The 17,734-nt window shown below is 60.8% G+C and carries 17 protein-coding genes; 5 read left to right on the forward strand and 12 right to left on the reverse strand.

Translation table 11 applies throughout. The features are described from left to right. Positions 1–3: 3 nt before the first annotated feature. The 7 genes from queF to B0B52_RS10745 all read right to left on the reverse strand — a co-directional run bounded on the left by queF (position 4) and on the right by B0B52_RS10745 (position 6,161). Positions 4–831: an NADPH-dependent 7-cyano-7-deazaguanine reductase QueF gene (queF, locus tag B0B52_RS10715; RefSeq protein ID WP_077593633.1), complete on the reverse strand. Its 828-nt coding sequence runs from the start codon at positions 829–831 to the stop codon at positions 4–6. Then, positions 828–1,730, reverse strand: coding sequence for an alpha/beta fold hydrolase (locus B0B52_RS10720; protein WP_077593634.1), 903 nt, complete (start codon positions 1,728–1,730; stop codon positions 828–830). The genes queF and B0B52_RS10720 overlap by 4 nt, the downstream gene beginning before the upstream one ends. A gap of 227 nt (positions 1,731–1,957) precedes the next feature. Beyond that, on the reverse strand, positions 1,958–2,788 hold the full coding sequence (locus B0B52_RS10725; RefSeq protein WP_077593635.1) for a 2OG-Fe(II) oxygenase: 831 nt from the start codon (positions 2,786–2,788) through the stop codon (positions 1,958–1,960). Between the two features lie 16 nt (positions 2,789–2,804). Then, positions 2,805–3,581 carry a peroxide stress protein YaaA gene (gene yaaA / locus B0B52_RS10730; protein WP_077593636.1) on the reverse strand — a complete coding sequence of 259 codons (777 nt, stop codon included), beginning with the start codon at positions 3,579–3,581 and terminating at the stop codon, positions 2,805–2,807. Between the two features lie 107 nt (positions 3,582–3,688). Then, complete coding sequence (locus tag B0B52_RS10735; RefSeq protein ID WP_077593637.1) at positions 3,689–4,279, reverse strand: DUF3501 family protein; 591 nt, start codon at positions 4,277–4,279, stop codon at positions 3,689–3,691. Positions 4,280–4,296: 17 nt separating this feature from the next. Continuing rightward, positions 4,297–5,646: a (Fe-S)-binding protein gene (locus B0B52_RS10740; RefSeq protein WP_077593638.1), complete on the reverse strand. Its 1,350-nt coding sequence runs from the start codon at positions 5,644–5,646 to the stop codon at positions 4,297–4,299. Between the two features lie 92 nt (positions 5,647–5,738). Next, positions 5,739–6,161: a rubrerythrin family protein gene (locus tag B0B52_RS10745; protein ID WP_077593639.1), complete on the reverse strand. Its 423-nt coding sequence runs from the start codon at positions 6,159–6,161 to the stop codon at positions 5,739–5,741. Between the two features lie 302 nt (positions 6,162–6,463). On the opposite strand from B0B52_RS10745, the gene B0B52_RS10750 reads away from it, so the two are divergent. From B0B52_RS10750 to B0B52_RS10765, 4 genes are all read left to right on the forward strand, one after another. Further along, complete coding sequence (locus B0B52_RS10750) at positions 6,464–7,111, forward strand: VOC family protein (RefSeq protein ID WP_254425687.1); 648 nt, start codon at positions 6,464–6,466, stop codon at positions 7,109–7,111. Between the two features lie 98 nt (positions 7,112–7,209). Next, positions 7,210–8,934 (forward strand): FAD-dependent oxidoreductase, encoded by a 1,725-nt coding sequence (locus B0B52_RS10755; protein ID WP_077593640.1) that lies wholly within the window; start codon positions 7,210–7,212, stop codon positions 8,932–8,934. Between the two features lie 10 nt (positions 8,935–8,944). After that, positions 8,945–9,154 carry a DUF2783 domain-containing protein gene (locus B0B52_RS10760; RefSeq protein ID WP_077593641.1) on the forward strand — a complete coding sequence of 70 codons (210 nt, stop codon included), beginning with the start codon at positions 8,945–8,947 and terminating at the stop codon, positions 9,152–9,154. Positions 9,155–9,375: 221 nt separating this feature from the next. Further along, the gene (locus B0B52_RS10765) at positions 9,376–12,303 is read left to right on the forward strand and encodes a valine--tRNA ligase (RefSeq protein WP_077593664.1); all 2,928 of its coding nucleotides are present in this window, start codon (positions 9,376–9,378) and stop codon (positions 12,301–12,303) included. 207 nt (positions 12,304–12,510) lie between these two features. On the opposite strand, the gene B0B52_RS10770 is transcribed toward B0B52_RS10765, so the two are convergent. Next, positions 12,511–13,530, reverse strand: coding sequence for a D-isomer specific 2-hydroxyacid dehydrogenase family protein (locus tag B0B52_RS10770; RefSeq protein ID WP_077593642.1), 1,020 nt, complete (start codon positions 13,528–13,530; stop codon positions 12,511–12,513). Positions 13,531–13,622: 92 nt separating this feature from the next. On the opposite strand from B0B52_RS10770, the gene galU reads away from it, so the two are divergent. Beyond that, positions 13,623–14,552 (forward strand): UTP--glucose-1-phosphate uridylyltransferase GalU, encoded by a 930-nt coding sequence (gene galU, locus B0B52_RS10775; RefSeq protein WP_077593643.1) that lies wholly within the window; start codon positions 13,623–13,625, stop codon positions 14,550–14,552. A gap of 2 nt (positions 14,553–14,554) precedes the next feature. Here galU and B0B52_RS10780 read toward each other — a convergent pair whose 3' ends face one another. The 4 genes from B0B52_RS10780 to B0B52_RS10795 all read right to left on the reverse strand — a co-directional run bounded on the left by B0B52_RS10780 (position 14,555) and on the right by B0B52_RS10795 (position 17,682). Then, complete coding sequence (locus B0B52_RS10780; protein ID WP_077593665.1) at positions 14,555–14,782, reverse strand: sulfurtransferase TusA family protein; 228 nt, start codon at positions 14,780–14,782, stop codon at positions 14,555–14,557. Between the two features lie 349 nt (positions 14,783–15,131). Further along, positions 15,132–15,611, reverse strand: a complete 480-nt coding sequence (locus B0B52_RS10785) for a hypothetical protein (protein WP_371327395.1) — start codon at positions 15,609–15,611, stop codon at positions 15,132–15,134. A gap of 34 nt (positions 15,612–15,645) precedes the next feature. Continuing rightward, positions 15,646–15,867, reverse strand: a complete 222-nt coding sequence (locus B0B52_RS10790) for a CsbD family protein (protein ID WP_077593644.1) — start codon at positions 15,865–15,867, stop codon at positions 15,646–15,648. 204 nt (positions 15,868–16,071) lie between these two features. Then, entirely contained in the window at positions 16,072–17,682 is a 1,611-nt protein-coding gene (locus tag B0B52_RS10795) for an iron ABC transporter permease (protein ID WP_077593666.1), read from the reverse strand. Positions 17,683–17,734: the final 52 nt, after the last annotated feature.

The raw sequence follows: 17,734 nt of genomic DNA on the forward strand, positions 1-17,734 counted from the left end.
GATCTACTGCCGCGCCGTCCGCACATTCGCCGGCATGGGCTGCGGGTAACTCGTGCGAAACGGGTTGATGTCCAGCCCGCCGCGCCGGGTGTAGCGCGCGTAGACTGACAGCTTGAGCGGCCGGCAGCGTGTCCAGATGTCCATGAAGATGCGCTCCACGCATTGCTCGTGGAACTCGTTGTGGTTGCGAAAACTCACGATGTACTGCAACAGGCCTTCCTGGTCGATGGGTGCGCCAACGTAGCTGATCTGCACACTGCCCCAGTCGGGCTGGCCGGTGACCAGACAGTTGCTTTTGAGCAGGTTGGACACCAGGGTCTCGGTGACCGGCTGTTCTTCATGGTCGGCAAACAGCAGCTCCGGCGCCGGTGTGTAGTGCTGGCATTCGACGTCGAGCCGGTCCAGGTTCAGGCCATCGAGCTCATGCACGGGTTCCTGGTCGAACAGTTCCGGTCCCAGCGTTTTGACACCCACGCCCGCACCGACCACAGCGTTGAGGTCGGCGCGAATTCGCTCGCGCACTTCGCGTGCGTCCAGAAAACGCGTGTTGTTGAAGCTGCCCAGGTAGAGCTTGAAGGACTTGCTCTCGACGATGTTGGGCGACTCGCAGGGCACGGTGATGTGCGCCAGCGCCACTTGCGGCTTGCCGCGCTGGTTGAGCCAGCTCAGTTCATAGGCGGTCCAGGCATCGGCGCCAAAGAAGGGAAGGCTCTCACCGAGTCCGAGCTCTTCGCGCTTGTCGGCACGGGGAATGGGAAACAGCAGCGAGGCGTCGTACTGGTCGATGTAGGGCGTGGGCTTGCCGAGTTGTGATTTGTCGGGCGTATTCATGATGCGGCCTCCGCGGCCTTGAGATGGGGAATCAGCGGCTCGAGCAGGCGCTCGACCACGCCCTTGGGCAGGTCATGGCCCATGCCCTCGATGCCGACCAGGCGGGCGCCGTGGATGCGCCGCGCCGTGTCTTCGCCGCAGGCAAAGGGCACCAGCGGATCGGCCTTGCCGTGCACCACCAGCGTGGGCACGCGCAGACGCCCCAGTTCGGCAGCGCGGCGGCTGTCGGCGGCGATGGCCACCATCTGACGCAAAACGCCTGCTGGATGAAAGCTGCGCTTGGCTGCCGCCGTGATGCGCTCGCGCAGCTCGGCGTCGTCCACCGGAAAACCCGGGCTGCCAATGGCTTTAAAGAGCCGGACGTAATGGTTGGTCACCGACGCAGCGTCGCTGCCACCCGGCCGGCTGAGCAGCACCCGCATGACGTGTGGTTCGGCTTGTGGCAACCCGCGCGCACCGCTGGAGCTCATCACGCTGGTCAGGCTCAGCACGCGCTCTGGCGCCGCCAGCGCCACCCGCTGTGCAATCATGCCGCCCATGCTGACACCGACCACATGCGCCTTCTGCACGGCCAACACATCCAGCACGGCCAGCGCATCGGCTGCCATGTCGTGCAGCCTGTAGGGCGCCTTCACGGCGAGCCCCAGCTTGTATTTGATGCTTGCCCACACCAGGTTGGGTTTGCCCAAATGATCGAATTTTTGAGACAGGCCGATGTCGCGGTTGTCCAGGCGGATCACGCGGTACCCGGCGTCCACCAGCGCCTGCACCAGCGCTGGCGGCCAGGCCACCAGCTGCATGCCCAGGCCCATGATGAGAAGCACCACGGGACGGCCGGTCGTGTCACCCTCATGGGTGTCTTCAATCTCGATGTCGATGCCGTTTGCTTTGATTTTCATCTGGTGATTATGTACACACCCCCGTCCAGGCTCACTGTGTGTAGCCTGTTCCCCCCTCAAGGGGGCGGCGCCTGCGGGCCGGCGGAGCCGGACCCGCGGCCCCTGCTTGTGGGACGGGGTGCACAGGCTTCTGTCAGCAGGGGCCGCGGAACTGGCTTTGCCAGGCCGCAGGCGCCGTCCCCTGCAAGGGGAGAGGAGGCTACACGAAGTGAGCCTCAACAGGGGTGTTAGATGAACTGTTTTTCACGCAACCACTTGGTGGCCACCCATTTTTCCCCCGCCAGCACCGGCGCGCCGCCATGGAGGCTGAGCGTCGAAGCATGCGGCTGGTCATAGCTGAAAAAAACCGCATGGCCGCGCTGTGGCGCGACTTCCAGGCCGACATCGGGAAACACGGTGGCACCGCCTGCTTCAGGCGTGCTGAGGTAAATAATCAGTGTGGCCACCCGCTGCCCGCCGCGCTGCAGGATGGAAGGCGTGCCGGACTCGGCGGGATCGAAATAATCGTAGTGCGGCTTGTACTCGGCGCCCGGCAGATACTGCAGCACCTGCAGGCCTTCGCCGTTTTCAATCGGCCAGTCCAGCAACTTGGCCAGGCGCGCCTCGATGCGGTTCACCAATTCATTTTCGCCGCGCGTAAAAAACATGCCGCGGCTGGTGCGGTCGTCATTGAGCTCCTCGCCGCCTGTCTTGACGGCAACGGTGAGCGAACGGGTCAGGCGCCGCCTCGCGGTCTCCATCAATGCATTGCATTCTTCTTCGCTGAGCACGTTGCCGAACACCACAATGTGCGGCTCCTGCATTTGCATGAGCACGTCGATCTGCCGGTCACCTGCATCGACCCGGCAACCCGTACCGATGGCGGTTTTTGGCACGGGCACGGGAGCCGGTGCTGCCAGGGTGCCGGCAACCACCTCGCGTGCCACGCTAGCGCGCCATCCGGCGGCGCGCATGGCCTTGAGAAGAGTGGGCACCGTGTGGCCCAGGGCAGCCTGTGCGCGCACCCAGGCCCGGACCTCGGGGGTCGCCACTTGCTGGAGGGTTTGCGCGGAGGGCATGGTGAGGGGCTCAGGCTCAGTCGCCCAATCTTCGGCGGAACACCAGCCGGTCGGGCTCCGACACCGACGCGTCAAAGCGGTAGCCTTCGGCATCAAAGCCTTGCAGCTTGCGAACGGTGGCCAGTTTCTTTTCGATGGCGTAGCGTGCCATGAGCCCGCGTGCGCGTTTGGCGTTGAAGCTGATGATCTTGTATTTGCCGCCCTTGAACTCTTCAAAGGCGCAGCTGACCACGCGGGCCTTGAGCGCCTTGCGGTCCACCGCCTTGAAGTACTCCTCGCTGGCCAGGTTGACGATGACGGGTGAGGTGTCGGCGGCCGCGCGTTCATTGAGGTAGTTGGCAATCTGTGCGCCCCAAAACTGGTAGAGGTTGCTGCCCTGCGCTGTGCCGAGCCGCGTACCCATCTCCAGCCGATAGGGCTGCATCAAGTCGAGCGGGCGCAGCACGCCATGCAGGCCGCTGAGGATGCAGACATGGTCTTGCGCCCAGTCAAGCTCTTTGGGTTTGAGGCTTTTCGCATCCAGCCCGCCATAAACATCGCCATTGAAAGCCAGCACCGCCTGCCTGGCGTTTTTTTCGGTGAACTTGGGCGACCAGGCCTGGTAGCGCGCCACGTTCAGGCCGGCCAGTGTGTCCGAGAGCGACATCAACTCGCTCACCTGCGCCGGTGTTTTCTTCTTGAGCACCTTGATCAGCTGGCTGGATTGTTTGACGAACAGGGGCTGGGTGTGGGTGTCCACTTGCGGTGGCGTTTCGAAATCGAGCGATTTCGCGGGCGAGAGTAAAAACAACATTGGGGGCGCACAGTGAAAAAGGGCAATCCCCGACTTTACGTCAGGGCGGCCCCTTCCCACTCCCACTCCCACTCCCACTTCCACTCCCGCCTGCGGGGAAGCCTGGCTCAGCGCAGGTCGCTTGCCAGAGATGCCAGCGATTCAGCCGGGATGCTCACGTGCGCGGGGTAGTTGGTGTGGTCGCAGCCCAGCTTGACATTAGCGCCAGCCTTGACCGCCGCACACATGGCCGCATCGAGTTCGAAGCGCACAAAATGCACGGCCGAGGTTTTCTCGTCGTTCTCTCTATCCATGTCTTCGTCGGCAATCGCATACACCCGGGCATGGCCTTCGACCTCGACAAAGAGGTGGTCTTCCACGCCGATCAACCGAGCCAGCTCGCGCTTGCGCTCGTTGACGTCGGGATACTCGATCAGCATGGTGGCCTTCCAGTTGCTGCCCTCGGGCACCAGCGGCGCGTAGGCTTCGATTTCCTGGTCGATGGCCTCTGCCTCAAATATTTTTTCGAGGCGCAGCATTTCCTGGATCTGGTAACGGATGCTGGTTTCGCTCTCGAACTGCACATTGATGTGTTCGCCCAGATGCACGCTGCGCAGCTGGCGATGCGCCATGATGGCGGCCTTGTTTTCCTTGCGGTACTTGCTGTAGGCCTCCAGTGTCATGAGGCTGCCGCGGGTGATTTTTCCGGTGACTTGCATGTCGTTTCCTTTGGCGGCTACTTCAGTCCGTAGGCGGTGCGGACCAGAGTCAGCGGGTGTTTCTGCGGCGGCGCGCCGAGCTGGTTGACCTCAAAGCCCTGCGCAATATGGTGGCCACCCAGCGGACAGTCGCTGCTGATCACGTCAGGCAGGCCGCCATCTTTGTGATTGGCCATGGCCTTGAACAGCGGCTTGCCGATTTTCATGGCCTGCTGGTGGTAAGGCACTTTCACGCCAAATGTGCCGGCGTGGCCCGAGCAACGCTCGTGCGTGTGCACGCTGGTGCCCGGCACCATCTTGAGCATTTCCTCGGTTTTCTTGCCGATGTTCTGGACCCGACCATGGCAGGGGATCTGGTAGCTGATCTTGCCCAGCGGCACCGGAAACTCGGTCTTGAGCAGGCCGTCGCGCTTGCGTGCCATCAGGTATTCGAACGGGTCCCACATGTGTTCCTTGACGAGCTGCACGTCGGCGTCATCGGGGTACATCAGCGGGATTTCCTGCTTGAACATCAAGGTACAACTGGGCACGGCGCTCAGGATGGCAAAGCCGTCGCGCGCATAACGGGCCAGCACCGGAATGTTGGCCTCCTTGCTGGTGTTGACCGAGTCCAGGTCACCAAGCTCCAGCTTGGGCATGCCGCAGCATTTTTCCTTTTCGACCAGCACATAAGGCACTTCGTTGTGGTCCAGCACCTTGAGCAGGTCGTGGCCAATGCCGGGCTCGTTGTAGTTGATGTAGCAGGTGGAATAAATCACCACCTTGCCGGGCGTCTTGGCGCCGTCTTTCACCGCGTGCGGTGGTGACTCCAATGCGCCGGAGCGGAATTTTTTTGTCGCCAGCTCGGGCAGCCAGGCGTTTTTATCCACGCCCAATACTTTTTCCATCACGGCGCGCGCCGGTTTGGTCTTGTTCACCGCATTGGCCACCTGGACCACGATGGGAATGCCGGCAAACTGGCCGTGCACGTCGGTGGACGATAGAAACTTTTCACCAGCACCCACATCGCCCTTTTTGAACTTGATGGCCTTGGCGCGCAGCATGGTGTGCGGAAAGTCGAGGTTGAATTCATGCGGCGGCACATAGGGACACTTGGTCATGTAGCAGAGGTCGCACATGTAGCACTGGTCGACCACTTTCATGTAGTCCTTCTTGTCCACACCGTCGACTTCACCGGTCTTGCTTTCGTCGACCAGGTCGAACAGGGTGGGAAAGGCGCCGCACAGGCTCACGCAGCGCCGGCAGCCGTGGCAAATGTCGAAGATGCGCTCCATCTCATGGAAAGTCGCTTCCTCGTTGTAGTAGTCGGGGTTTTTCCAGTCGATGGCATGGCGCGTGGGCGCCTGCAGATTGCCTTCTGTGGCCATGGTGTTGTCTCTTCTTGTCGTGGGATTTACGAAAGGCCTTGCGGCAAGCCCTTTCGTAAATCGCTACGCCTCAGCGACGTAGCGAGGGCGAATTAATCCACCAGTTCTGCGAGCGCTTTCGTGTAGCGGTTAGCGTGTGAGCGCTCGGCCTTGGCCAGAGTCTCAAACCAGTCGGCCACTTCGTCATGGCCTTCGTCACGGGCGGTCTTGGCCATGCCGGGGTACATGTCGGTGTACTCATGGGTCTCGCCTGCAACGGCAGATGCCAGGTTCTGGCGGGTAGCACCGAATGGCATGCCGGTGGCCGGGTCGCCGCATTGCTCGAGCCATTCGAGGTGGCCGTGTGCGTGGCCGGTTTCGCCTTCCGCGGTGGAGCGGAACAGCGCTGCAACGTCCGGCTGGCCTTCCACGTCAGCCTTGTTTGCGAAATACAGATAACGGCGGTTGGCCTGTGATTCGCCGGCAAATGCGGCCTTCAGGTTTTCTTCCGTCTTGGAGCCTTTGAGAGCAGCCATGGAAATCTCCTTCGTGGTTGTAAAAGTCATGCGTGCCTCGGCGCTTGTCGCCAAGGACCAGAACACCTTAGTCCCATTGGAGGGAGAGGTCTAATTGCTTGGCTCAATATAAAAAGATGGAGAAAACTATCAACTTATTGCAATTGATAATTATTCTCAACTGAACAGCGGCTTACAGGGAGCGCGCAAACTTGGCAGGGTCCAATCATTACGTTATAGTAAATGCATTATGAATAGGTGAATTCAAAATCCAAAGCATGGGGTTTGCAATGCACTGAAACCCTTCAAATCCGGAGATCGCCATGTCTGCCCTGATGAGCCCCCCCAGCCCGCTTTTTCCCGCCGCGTCCCCGTTGCCGGCGCCGGCCCCCGTCCAGCAACTGCACCACTACGCCTACCGCGCCAAAGATGCAGAGGAAACGCGGCACTTCTATGAAGACATCCTGGGCCTGCCGCTGTACCACATCATCCAGAGCGACCACGTACCCAGCACCGGCGAGTACTGCCCCTACACCCACTTTTTCTTCCGCCTGCAGGACGGCTCTTTCATCGCGTTTTTTGACCTGGGCAATGACGAGGCGGCCCTGCCCTCGCCCAACACGCCGCTGTGGGTCAACCACATCTCGTTTCGCGTCAACACGGTGGCCGACCTCGAAGCCATGAAGGCGCGGCTGGAGGCCGGCGGCATTGAAGTGCTGGGCGTGACCGACCACCACATCTTCAAGAGCATTTACTTCTTCGACCCGAACGGTGTGCGGCTGGAACTGACGGCGCAGCTGGCCGACGAGTTCGAGATGCTCCAGGAGAGTAAAACCGCGCACGCACGCCTGGCCGAGTGGACGGCGCGCAAGGAGCAGTGGCGCAAGGAAAAAGCAGCCGGCAAAACAAGCGAAGCACTCAAGCCGCAGCAGAACGACAGGCCTGAAGTGGGCGGCAGGCCGGCAGCTTGAACCTGCTTATGCTATTTATTTGATAGCTGTTCGCGCCCATGCGCAAAGGGCAAAAGCCGTAAATCATTCATAAGAATCAACACAAAGAGCGAAAAGCCATGCTGGAGACACCACCCGCCTACGCCCCATCGGCATTCACCAACGGCTACGAGTTCACTCAAGGGAAGGGTTACACCCTGCCTGAATACCCGTTTATCGCACCGCCCGAACTGGACTCGAAAGAAATCACGCGCCACCCTGTCGTCATCGTGGGCGGCGGCATCACCGGCCTGAGCCTGGCCTGCGCCTTGGCACGTTACGGCGTCAAGGCAGTGCTGCTGGACGAGGACAACACGGTTGGCGTCAAAGGCGCCTCTTCGCGCGGCATCTGCTACACGCAGAAGTCGCTGGAGATCTTTCACCGGCTCGGCATCTACGAACGTATTGCTGCCAAGGGCGTGCAGTGGAGTGTGGGCCGCACCTTTGCGGGCAAGGACGAGGTGTATTCCTTTGACTTGCGCCAGCAAAGCAACTTCAACCTCTCGACGCAGCCGCCCTTCATCAACATCCAGCAGTTCTACATTGAGGGCTACCTGGTCGAACGCATTTACGAGCTGGGCCATGTGGACCTGCGCTGGAAATCACGTGTCACCGGTTTTTCGCAGAATGCCGAGGCCGCCACGCTCACGGTGGAAACGCCTGCCGGCAGTTATCAGATCGAAGCCGAGCATGTGATTGACGCCAGCGGTTCGCACACGCCCTTTCACCAGTGGGCCGGCGCCACCATGCAGACCCGCAACGGCGACGACCGCTGGTGCATTGCCGATGTGCGTTTTTCCAAACATCCGCCTGTCGAGCGCCACACCTGGATAGAAGCGCCCTTCAACGAAAACCGCGCGGTCTGGCAACACCTGATGGCCGACGACGTCTGGCGCATCGACTACCAGATGGCACCCAATGCCAACCCCGAAGAAGTCAGCCGCGAAGACGTGGTGCGCCAGCGCCTGCAACGCCAGTTTGGCGCGGATGTCGAGGTCGAGATCGTCTGGGTCGGGCCCTACGCCTACCGCAGCCGCTGCCTGGACAAGCTGCGCCTCGGCCGGGTGTTTTTCATGGGCGACACCGCAAAGATCGTCAGCCCTTTCGGCGCGCGCGGCGGCAACACCGGCGTGGCCGATGCCGACAACCTGGCCTGGAAACTGGCGGCCGTGCTGCGCGGCCGTGCCAGCCCAACGCTGCTGGAGAGCTACAACGCAGAACGCCTGGAAGCCGCGCAACAAAACGTGCTGGTGACCAACCGCACCGCGCGCTTCCTGCGCCCGGCTGACGGCATGGAACGCTGCTTTCGCACCGCCGCCATCGGCCTGGCCAAGCAATACCCGTTCGCGCGCGCACTGGTCAACACCGGCCGCATGGCGGTGGCCAACACCTACACGCAGTCGCGCATCTGCGAAAGCACGGGCGGGCAATCGGTGCAGAACGTGGCTTTTCGCTGGGCGAACGGCACCGAGGGGTCGGTCAACGACTTGCTGCAGTGGGCCGATGGTGACTTGCTGGTGTTGGTGTTCGGGGAGCTCACGGCCGCAGGTGCCGAACGATTGCGCCTGCTCGCCCAGCATGCGCCTGTGCGCAGTGTGCAGGTGCTGGCCCCTGAGGAGCGGGCGCAGGCGGTGGAACATCTGCGCGACATCAATGTCCGCGGCAGTGCCCACCTGCAGGGCGCCTGCCATGTTTTTGGCCATGCCTGGGCCTTGCTGCGGCCGGACGGCTACCTCGCCGCCACCGGCGAGGCGGTGGACGGCCAGCTGGTCGCCGCTGTGGAAAAGACCCTCGGTTTGCGTTAGGACGAACATCATGAAAACCGAAACCTCCCTCAAAACCAGCGCCAACTTCCAGGACGCAGACGCGTTCTACGAATGCCTGCTCGATGCCCACCAGGGGCTGAACCGCGAGGAGTCCGAGCTCCTCAACGCACGGCTGACCCTGATCCTGGCCAACCAGCTGGGCGACGCATCACTGCTACAGGCGTGTATCGCAGCGGCCAAACCGGCTCCATCCAGCTGAAGCAGGCGGCAGTCGAATAAAATCGGGGCAGTTCCTCCAACCCCAGGCGGCATCTGGTGCAGTGTTGCACGCTATCTGGAACATAAAAATGCGTCTTTTGCGCCATGGCGGCGTTGCAAATCCGCGCGATACCCGGGGTATCGCTGTGGTTTGCGCCTAGCCCTGACCCAAAATCCATCATTTTTATTTGTTCCATCCAGCATGCAACACTGCACCAGGCGATGCCGTTTTTCATTGCCCCCATGACTGATTCCGCCAAGCCCACGCCCGCCGCCCCCGCTGCAGATACACCGACTGCCCGTGTCGTCGTGCCTACGCCGGGGCTGGACAGCCTGGCCAAATCGTTCGAGCCCGCAGCCATTGAGCGCCAGTGGGCGCCGTTATGGGAGACAAGCGGCCTGTACGAGCCCACGCTGGACGCTGCCAAACCATCGTTCTCCATCCAGCTGCCGCCGCCCAACGTGACCGGCACGCTGCACATGGGCCACGCGTTCAACCAGACCATCATGGACTCGCTGACGCGTTACCACCGCATGCGCGGCCACAACACGCTGTGGGTGCCAGGCACTGACCACGCCGGCATTGCCACGCAAATCGTCGTGGAACGCAAGCTGCAGGGCGAGGGCAAAAGCCGCCACGACCTGGGCCGCGAAAAGTTTGCCGAGAAGGTGTGGGAGTGGAAGGAAGAATCGGGCACCACCATCACACGCCAGATGCGCCGCATGGGCGACTCGGTGGCCTGGAAGCATGAGTACTTCACGATGGATCCGAAGATGTCCAAGGTGGTCACCTCCACCTTTGTACAGCTCTATGAAAAGGGCCTGATCTACCGCGGCAAGCGCCTGGTCAATTGGGACCCCATTCTCAAATCCGCCGTGTCGGACCTGGAAGTTGAAAGCGAAGAGGAAGATGGTTTCCTCTGGCACATTTCTTACCCGCTGGTTGACGGTTCGGGTTCGTTGACCGTGGCTACCACGCGTCCTGAAACCATGCTGGGCGACGTCGCGGTGATGGTTCATCCGGAAGATGAACGCTACAAGCACCTGATCGGCAAGTTCGTGAAGTTGCCGCTGTGCGACCGTGACATTCCGGTCATCGCTGACGATTATGTGGACAAGGAATTTGGAACCGGCGTTGTCAAAGTTACGCCGGCACATGACACCAACGACTATGCGGTTGGCCAGCGCCATCAGTTGCCCATGATTGGCGTACTCACGCTCGATGCCGCCATCAACGAAAACGCACCTGAAAAGTATCGCGGCATGGACCGCTTCGTGGCGCGTAAGGCAGTGGTGGCCGATCTTGAAGCGCAGGGCTTTCTGGTCGAAGTCAAAAAGCACAAACTCATGGTGCCGCGCTGCGCCCGCACCGGCCAGGTGATCGAGCCCATGCTGACCGACCAGTGGTTTGTCGCGATGACCAAGGTCAGCGACAGGGACCCCACTGGCAAGTCGATTGCGCAAAAAGCGATTGATGCTGTCGAAAGCGGCGCAGTGAAGTTTGTGCCGGAACAATGGGTCAACACCTACAACCAGTGGATGGGCAACATCCAGGACTGGTGCATCTCGCGCCAGCTCTGGTGGGGCCACCAGATTCCGGCCTGGTACGACGAGGACGGCAAGGTGTACGTCGCGGAAAACGAAGCCGCGGCCCAAGCCCAGGCGCCCGGCAAAACCCTGCGCCGTGACGAGGACGTGCTCGATACCTGGTACTCATCAGCGCTGGTGCCCTTTTCGTCGCTGGGCTGGCCTGAAAAGACGAAAGAGCTCGACCTGTTCCTGCCATCCAGCGTGCTGGTAACCGGCTACGACATCATCTTCTTCTGGGTCGCCCGGATGATCATGATGACCACACATTTCACCGGCCAGGTACCCTTCCACCACGTCTATATCCACGGACTGGTGAAAGACGCCCAAGGCAAGAAAATGAGCAAGTCCGAAGGCAATGTGCTGGACCCGGTGGACCTGATCGACGGGATCGAGCTGGCACCGCTGCTGGACAAACGTTCGCAAGGCCTGCGCAAGCCGGAAACGGCACCGCAAGTGCGCAAGAACACCGAGAAAGAATTCCCCGCGGGTATTCCGGCCTATGGTGCCGACGCGCTGCGTTTTACCTTTGCCTCGCTGGCCAGCCTGGGCCGCAGCATCAACTTCGACAGCAAACGCTGCGAGGGTTACCGCAACTTCTGCAACAAGCTCTGGAACGCCACGCGCTTCACGCTGATGAACTGCGAAGGCCAGGACTGCGGTCTTGCCGACCACACCAAGGAACAATGCGCGCCCGGTGGAGAGTTTCATAACTACCTGACGTTCTCGCAGGCCGACCGCTGGATCTCATCGACCCTGCAGCGCGTGGAAGCCGACGTCGCCAAAGGTTTTGCCGAGTACCGCCTCGACAACGTGGCCGGCAGCATTTACCAGTTTGTCTGGGACGAGTTCTGCGACTGGTACCTGGAAATTGCCAAGGTGCAGATCCAGAACGGCAGCCCGGCCGAACAGCGCGCCACACGCCGCACCTTGATCCGCACGCTCGAGGCCATCCTGCGCCTGGCACATCCTGTGGTCCCCTTCATCACCGAGGAGCTGTGGCAAAAGGTTGCCCCGGTGGCGGGACTGAAAAAGGGCGAATACATCGGCCAGGCCGCTTACCCGCAAAGCCAGGCCGCCAAAATTGATACGCAGGCCGAAGCGCATGTGGCCAAACTCAAAACGCTGGTGGATGCTTGCCGCAACCTGCGCGGTGAAATGAAGGTTTCCCCCGCCGCGCGCCTGCCGCTGTTCGTTGTGGGCGATAGCGTTTTCATGAACCAGTCTGCGCCGGTGATCAAGGCGCTGGCCAAGCTCAGCGAAGTCAAGGTGTTTGAAAGCGAAGCGGAATGGGCTGCGGCAGCTCAGGCAGCGCCCGTGGCGGTGGTTGGCGAGGCACGCGTATGCCTGCACATGGAAGTGGATGTTGCCGCTGAAAAAGCGCGCCTGGGCAAGGAGGCGACCCGGCTGGAGGGCGAGCTGGTCAAGGTCAAAGCCAAACTCGCCAACGAAGCTTTTGTAGCCAAGGTGCCGCCGGCGGTGCTGGAGCAGGAACGCAAGCGCCTGACCGAGTTCACCGCAACGCTGGAAAAAATCCGCGAACAACTGGCCAGGCTCAACTAACACCAAGCAAGGAGGATCCGTTCAAGCAGGGGCCGCGGGTCCGGCTTTGCCGGCCCGCAGGCGCAGCAGCGGCCCCGAGGGGCTGATGCCTGCGGCTCCGAACCTGCTTGAGCAGGTTTGGACAGGCATCAGAAGCGAAGCCTCTGGCGAGCGGCGGCCTGCAAGGCCTCGAGAGCTACACGCAGTGAGCGAACGTGGGGGCCACGTCTAGCGGGCTATGAACTCAGGTTCAGACCACTGCGAAGGCGACACGGCGCCCGGCAGCTCAAGGTCCATCGGGGCGCTGCTGGGCACATAACCCACGCCGCGCTGCTCGGCCGTGATGGCCTCATGCATGCGGTGCGCCACGTACCAGCTGGAACGCAGGCGCGCCTCGCGCGTGTGCGAACCCAACCGCGGCGTGATGAACAGGTTTTTCAGCCCCTGAACCGGCGAGCCTTCGCGGGTGAAATTGTCTTCGGCGCCATCCAGAATGCAGGCCTCGATACGGCCGTCGCACAGGGCTGCCGCCAGAGCAGTTTCGTCGAACAGTGCGCTACGGCTGATGCCAACCCACAGCTGCCCGTGTTTGCAGGCAGCCAGCAGCTTGTCGTTGACGAAACTGCGAAAACGCGCGGCGTACAGCATCTGCACCGAGACGGCAGCCGACTGGCTGACCAGCTCGGTCAGGGTCACCGGCTGGATGCGCAGACGCTCCCAGATCGGCGCGGTATGGTGGACGGCGGGGTCATAACCAATCAGGCGCACGCCCAGGCCCGTGAGCATGCCGGCCAGGGTGTGTGCAGTTGGAGCCAGCCCCAGAATGCCTACCGTGCTGCCGTGCAGCTCCCGCCCCATCTGGGTGGACGGATGACGCTTGCCCATCAGCGCCGACACGACACCGCGGCGATAGAGCAATAGCAGGCTGCTCAACAGGTATTCCGCGTTGGAGCGCACATTGGCGCTGCTGGCATGGATGACCTTGATGCCACGCTCCTTGCAGGCCTCCAGGTCGGTGTTGTCGGTGCCTACATGCAGACGGCCAACAGCCTTGAGTTTGGGCATGAAATCAAGAAACTCACGCGTCACGACAGTCTGGCGCGGAAACACAATTCCGCGGCTTTTGTAGGCTGCCTTGCGCAGTACTCCCATGTCGTCCGCCAGCTCGGGGCGGTATTCCACGCCATGGCGGGTTTCCAGCCAGGCCATGGCCTCCGGTACCAATGCATCAAGAAGTAAGATGTCCACGCAGAGCCCCAAGTTACTGTTATTCTTTTCTGTCCTGCTTCTGACTATGTGTCAGCAACGCAACACTTTAGCCCCAATCCCAAAACAAGCAAATGAAAAAAGTCACAACTTTGAAGAAGGCCGTCTTTCCCGTGGCCGGCCTTGGAACACGGTTTTTACCGGCGACCAAGGCCCAACCCAAGGAAATGCTGCCTGTCGTGGACAAGCCACTGATCCAGTACGCGGTCGAAGAGGCCTATGCGGCAGGCATTCGGCACATGATTTTCGTAACAGGACGCAATAAACGGGCCATTGAGGACCACTTCGATACCGCCTATGAACTGGAAACCGAGCTTGAGGCCTCCAAAAAGCATCATCTGCTGGAAATCGTCCGCTCCATGAACCCCGGCGACATGGACTTTTCCTATGTGCGCCAGCCTCGCTCACTGGGTTTGGGTCATGCCGTTTTATGCGCCGAGCACCTGGTTGGTGACGAGCCTTTTGCCGTGTTATTGGCCGATGACCTGATGGTCGGCAAGCCCCCGGTGCTGGCGCAAATGGCCGCCAAGTTTGAGCAGATCCAGCAATCCATCCTGGCCGTCCAGGAAGTGCCGCTGGAGCAAACCAAGCGCTACGGCATCGTCGCCACCGAGCCCGTTAAAGATGGCCTGATGAAGGTAATCAAGATGGTGGAAAAGCCGGCGCCGGAAGTCGCGCCCTCACGCATGGGTGTGGCCGGACGCTACATCCTGACGCCTGCCGTTTTCAGGCATATCCGCAGCCAGCCCACAGGCGTAGGCGGGGAAATTCAGCTGACGGACGGCATTGCCGGGCTGATGGCGGAGGAAGGCGTGTATGCCTATCAATACAGCGGCAAACGGTACGACTGCGGCAGCAAGGAAGGCTTCCTGGAAGCCACGGTCGAACTGGCCCTTGAACACGCCGAAGTGGGCGCATATTTCAGGAATTACCTCGAAAACCTGCAGATTGGCTGGTCAGGCAAGGAACGTAGAAAGCAGAACCTCGTCGCCCTCAGCGATTAAGTTCAGCGGCGCTTGAGCACGTGGATGAAGTCGCCGCCAGCGGTCTGCTGCTCAACCAGCTCGTTGCCGGTCTGCTTGGCGAACGCCATGAAGTCGCGCGTCGAGCCCGAGTCGGTCGAAACCACCCGAAGTAGCTGACCACTGCTCATTTCGGCCAGGGCCTTTTTGGCCTTCAGGATAGGCAGGGGGCAATTCAGGCCGCGGGTATCTAGCTCTTTGTCGATGTGCATGCATATGTCCTTGGATGCCTTCATTTTAAGCAGTTCCGCCGAAGACAGCCCTATCGTTTGACGCGCCCTCCGGACACCCTCTTTTTTCACTTTCTATGCTATTAAATCAATAGCTATTGGTGCCCGCAGAACAAGGGGGAAACCGGTATTCTGCATATAGAAGATGCAAAAAAGTCCCGACCCGCACTGCAGGCCGGGACTTTTGGGCGAGTGAAAACCCTGCGTGGGCTCTTACTTCATGCCGAATTTTGCCTTGGCATCGCCCGAAAGCGCATCGCCGCGCTCCTTCGCTACCTTGTATTAGGCGTCATTTTTGTCAGATGCTGCGTCTTTTTTGGCACCTGCGAGATCACTGGCTTTGTCCTTTATTGGCGTCCGCATTGCCCCCGCTGACCTTGGCTTCTGCTTTGGCTGCGGTTCGGGTGGCTTTCGCGTCCTTGATACAGACATCCTTGGCGTTGCCGCTCATGTCGTCGCACTTTTCCTTGGCGATGTCGTAGGCCGTATCCGCTTTGACGTCGCGTAAATTCCTGTCGTGACGGGGGCCAGGTTTGTATTGGGCTTCCAGCTCGGCTTTCGCGACCTTTTCAGCGCCCTTGGCTTCAGTCTGGCAGATATCTTTCGCATTGGCGGACAGGGTTGCACATTTTTCGCGGCTGCCCTTGTAGTCGGCTTCTACACGGTCCTTCTGGGCTTTGTACTCTTCCTTGGTGAGCGCCATGGCGTTCCCCGCAAAAGCACAAGAGATGGCGAACGTGAGCATGATCAATTTTGATTTCATGATGGATTCCTTTTGGATGAAGTGATTTGAATTTTTGAACTGGCGCACGCCTCAAAGGCTGGCCCTCATTGCCGCTTCGTTCTTAATAGCGCTCGAAAAAATTCGTGGGATTGCGTTCCCGAAAAACCTCGACCTGTTTCTCGGCTTCGTCTTTTTCGAGGCCGTGGCGCGCCTGAATGCGGCCCAGCAACTGGTCACGCTTGCCGGCAATGATGTCAAGGTCATCATCAGTGAGCTTGCCCCACTGCTCCTGGACTTTGCCCTTGAACTGCGTCCAGTTTCCTTCGATTCGATCTTGGTTCATAGGTGGCTCCTTCCGATAAATAAGTGCCGCCGAAAAACAATCCAGCGACAGGAGCAACCAATCTAAAAGTGCGGAAGCAGCGCTCGGGTAGGCCCACTTGAGCGATAGGCGTAGGCAAGTGCCTACAGCGACCAGAGGGCTTTTTCTGGCCCTGCCTATACGACTACATCATCAGAAATGCTGTCTGATGTAAACGCTCGGCGGCTACCGCGTGCGAAGGGAGCGACCCAACAGCAGCACAGGCAACAAGCCAACCAGCACCAGAGCCAGCGCTGGCAAGGCGGCCTCTCCCAAGCGCTCGTCACGTGCGAGCTGATAGGTGACTACCGCGAGCGTGTCGCTGTTAAAAGGCCTCAGGACCAGCGTCGCAGGCAGCTCTTTCATCACATCGACGAACACCAGCAAGGCTGCCGCGCCCACCGATCGCTTGAGCAGTGGCCAGTGGACTTTCGCCAGCAGTCCGGCGCCTGTGGCGCCGAGCATGCGGGCGCTGTCGTCAAAGCTGGCAGGTATGCGCGAGTAGCCGCTTTGTACTGACTGCAGCGCGACCGCGATGAAGCGAACAAGGTAGGCCCAGACGATGCCCAGTGCGGTTCCGGTGATCCAGTACCCCACTGCAGTTTGCGGGGCTGTGGCCTGAAGCCATCCCACCGGCAACAGCAAGCCGACCACAATGACGGCGCCCGGTACCGCGTAACCCAAACTGGCCAACTGCGCAGCTGTGCGGGTCAGAACGGACGGCTGACGGCGCAGTGCGAAAGTCAGGCCCAATGCCACACCCGTGGCAAGGAAAGCACTCAGCCCGGCCAGACTGACGCTGTTGAGCGACCAGCGCACAAATTGCCCCCAGGGCAATTCAGCCCACCCAGCGACCAGGGGACGCAACATGAACAGGACAGGCAGCACGAACCCCAGCGCGACCGGCAAGGCACACAGCATCCACGCAATGCCGGCACGGTGGCCGCACAGAACCGTGGGCGCGGCATCTGCAGCGCCGGCACGGCCACCGCGGCTGCCCGCAAACCGCATGCGCTTTTGGGCATGGTGTTCAATCTTCAAAAGGATGGCCACCGTGATCAGCAGCACGGTCGCAAGCTGGGCCGCGGCAGTACGGTTGTCCATGGCCAGCCAGGCCTTGTAGATGCCGGCGGTGAATGTCTGGATGCCGAAGTAGCTGGACACCCCGAAGTCAGCCAGCGTTTCCATGAGGGCCAGCGCCACGCCCGCGGCCACCGCCGGCCGGGCCAGCGGCAAGGCCACTTCACGGATACGGCGGCGCAAGGGCGCACCGAGCAAACGGGCAGCTTCCATCAAATGCACGGCCCGCTCGGAAAGCGCCGTGCGGGCCAGAAGATAGACATAGGGGTAAAGGGTGACGGTGAAGACAAGCACCGCACCGCCGAAGCTGCGTATTTCCGGCAACACCCGGCCCTCAAGGCCAAACCCCGCACGCAGCCAGCTTTGCAAGGGCCCGGCATATTGAAGGAAATCGGTGTAGGCGTAAGCCACGACATAGGCGGGCATGGCCAATGGAAGGAGCAGTGCCCAGGAGAAAAATCGCCGCCCCGGAAACTCGAACAAAGTCACCGCACAGGCACCACCCATGCCGACCAGCCCCACACCCAGCGCGACGGACAGGCAAAGCAACACGGAGGTCAATGCGTACTCGGGCAGGACGGTTTGCAACATCTGCCGCAAGATGGGAAGGGACTGCCCCCCCAGCTCCAGCCAGGACAGCGCGATGGCCAGAACCGGCAGCGTAAGCACAGCCATCAGGACAAACAACAGGGCGGACGGAATGAAGCGACGAAACATGAAGTCCCAAGGAAAAGCGGCCGAGACAGCCAGCCTTGCCAGCAGGCAAGTG

It is taken from the genome of Polaromonas sp. A23 (assembly GCF_002001015.1).
Taxonomy (GTDB): Bacteria; Pseudomonadota; Gammaproteobacteria; order Burkholderiales; family Burkholderiaceae_C; genus Polaromonas.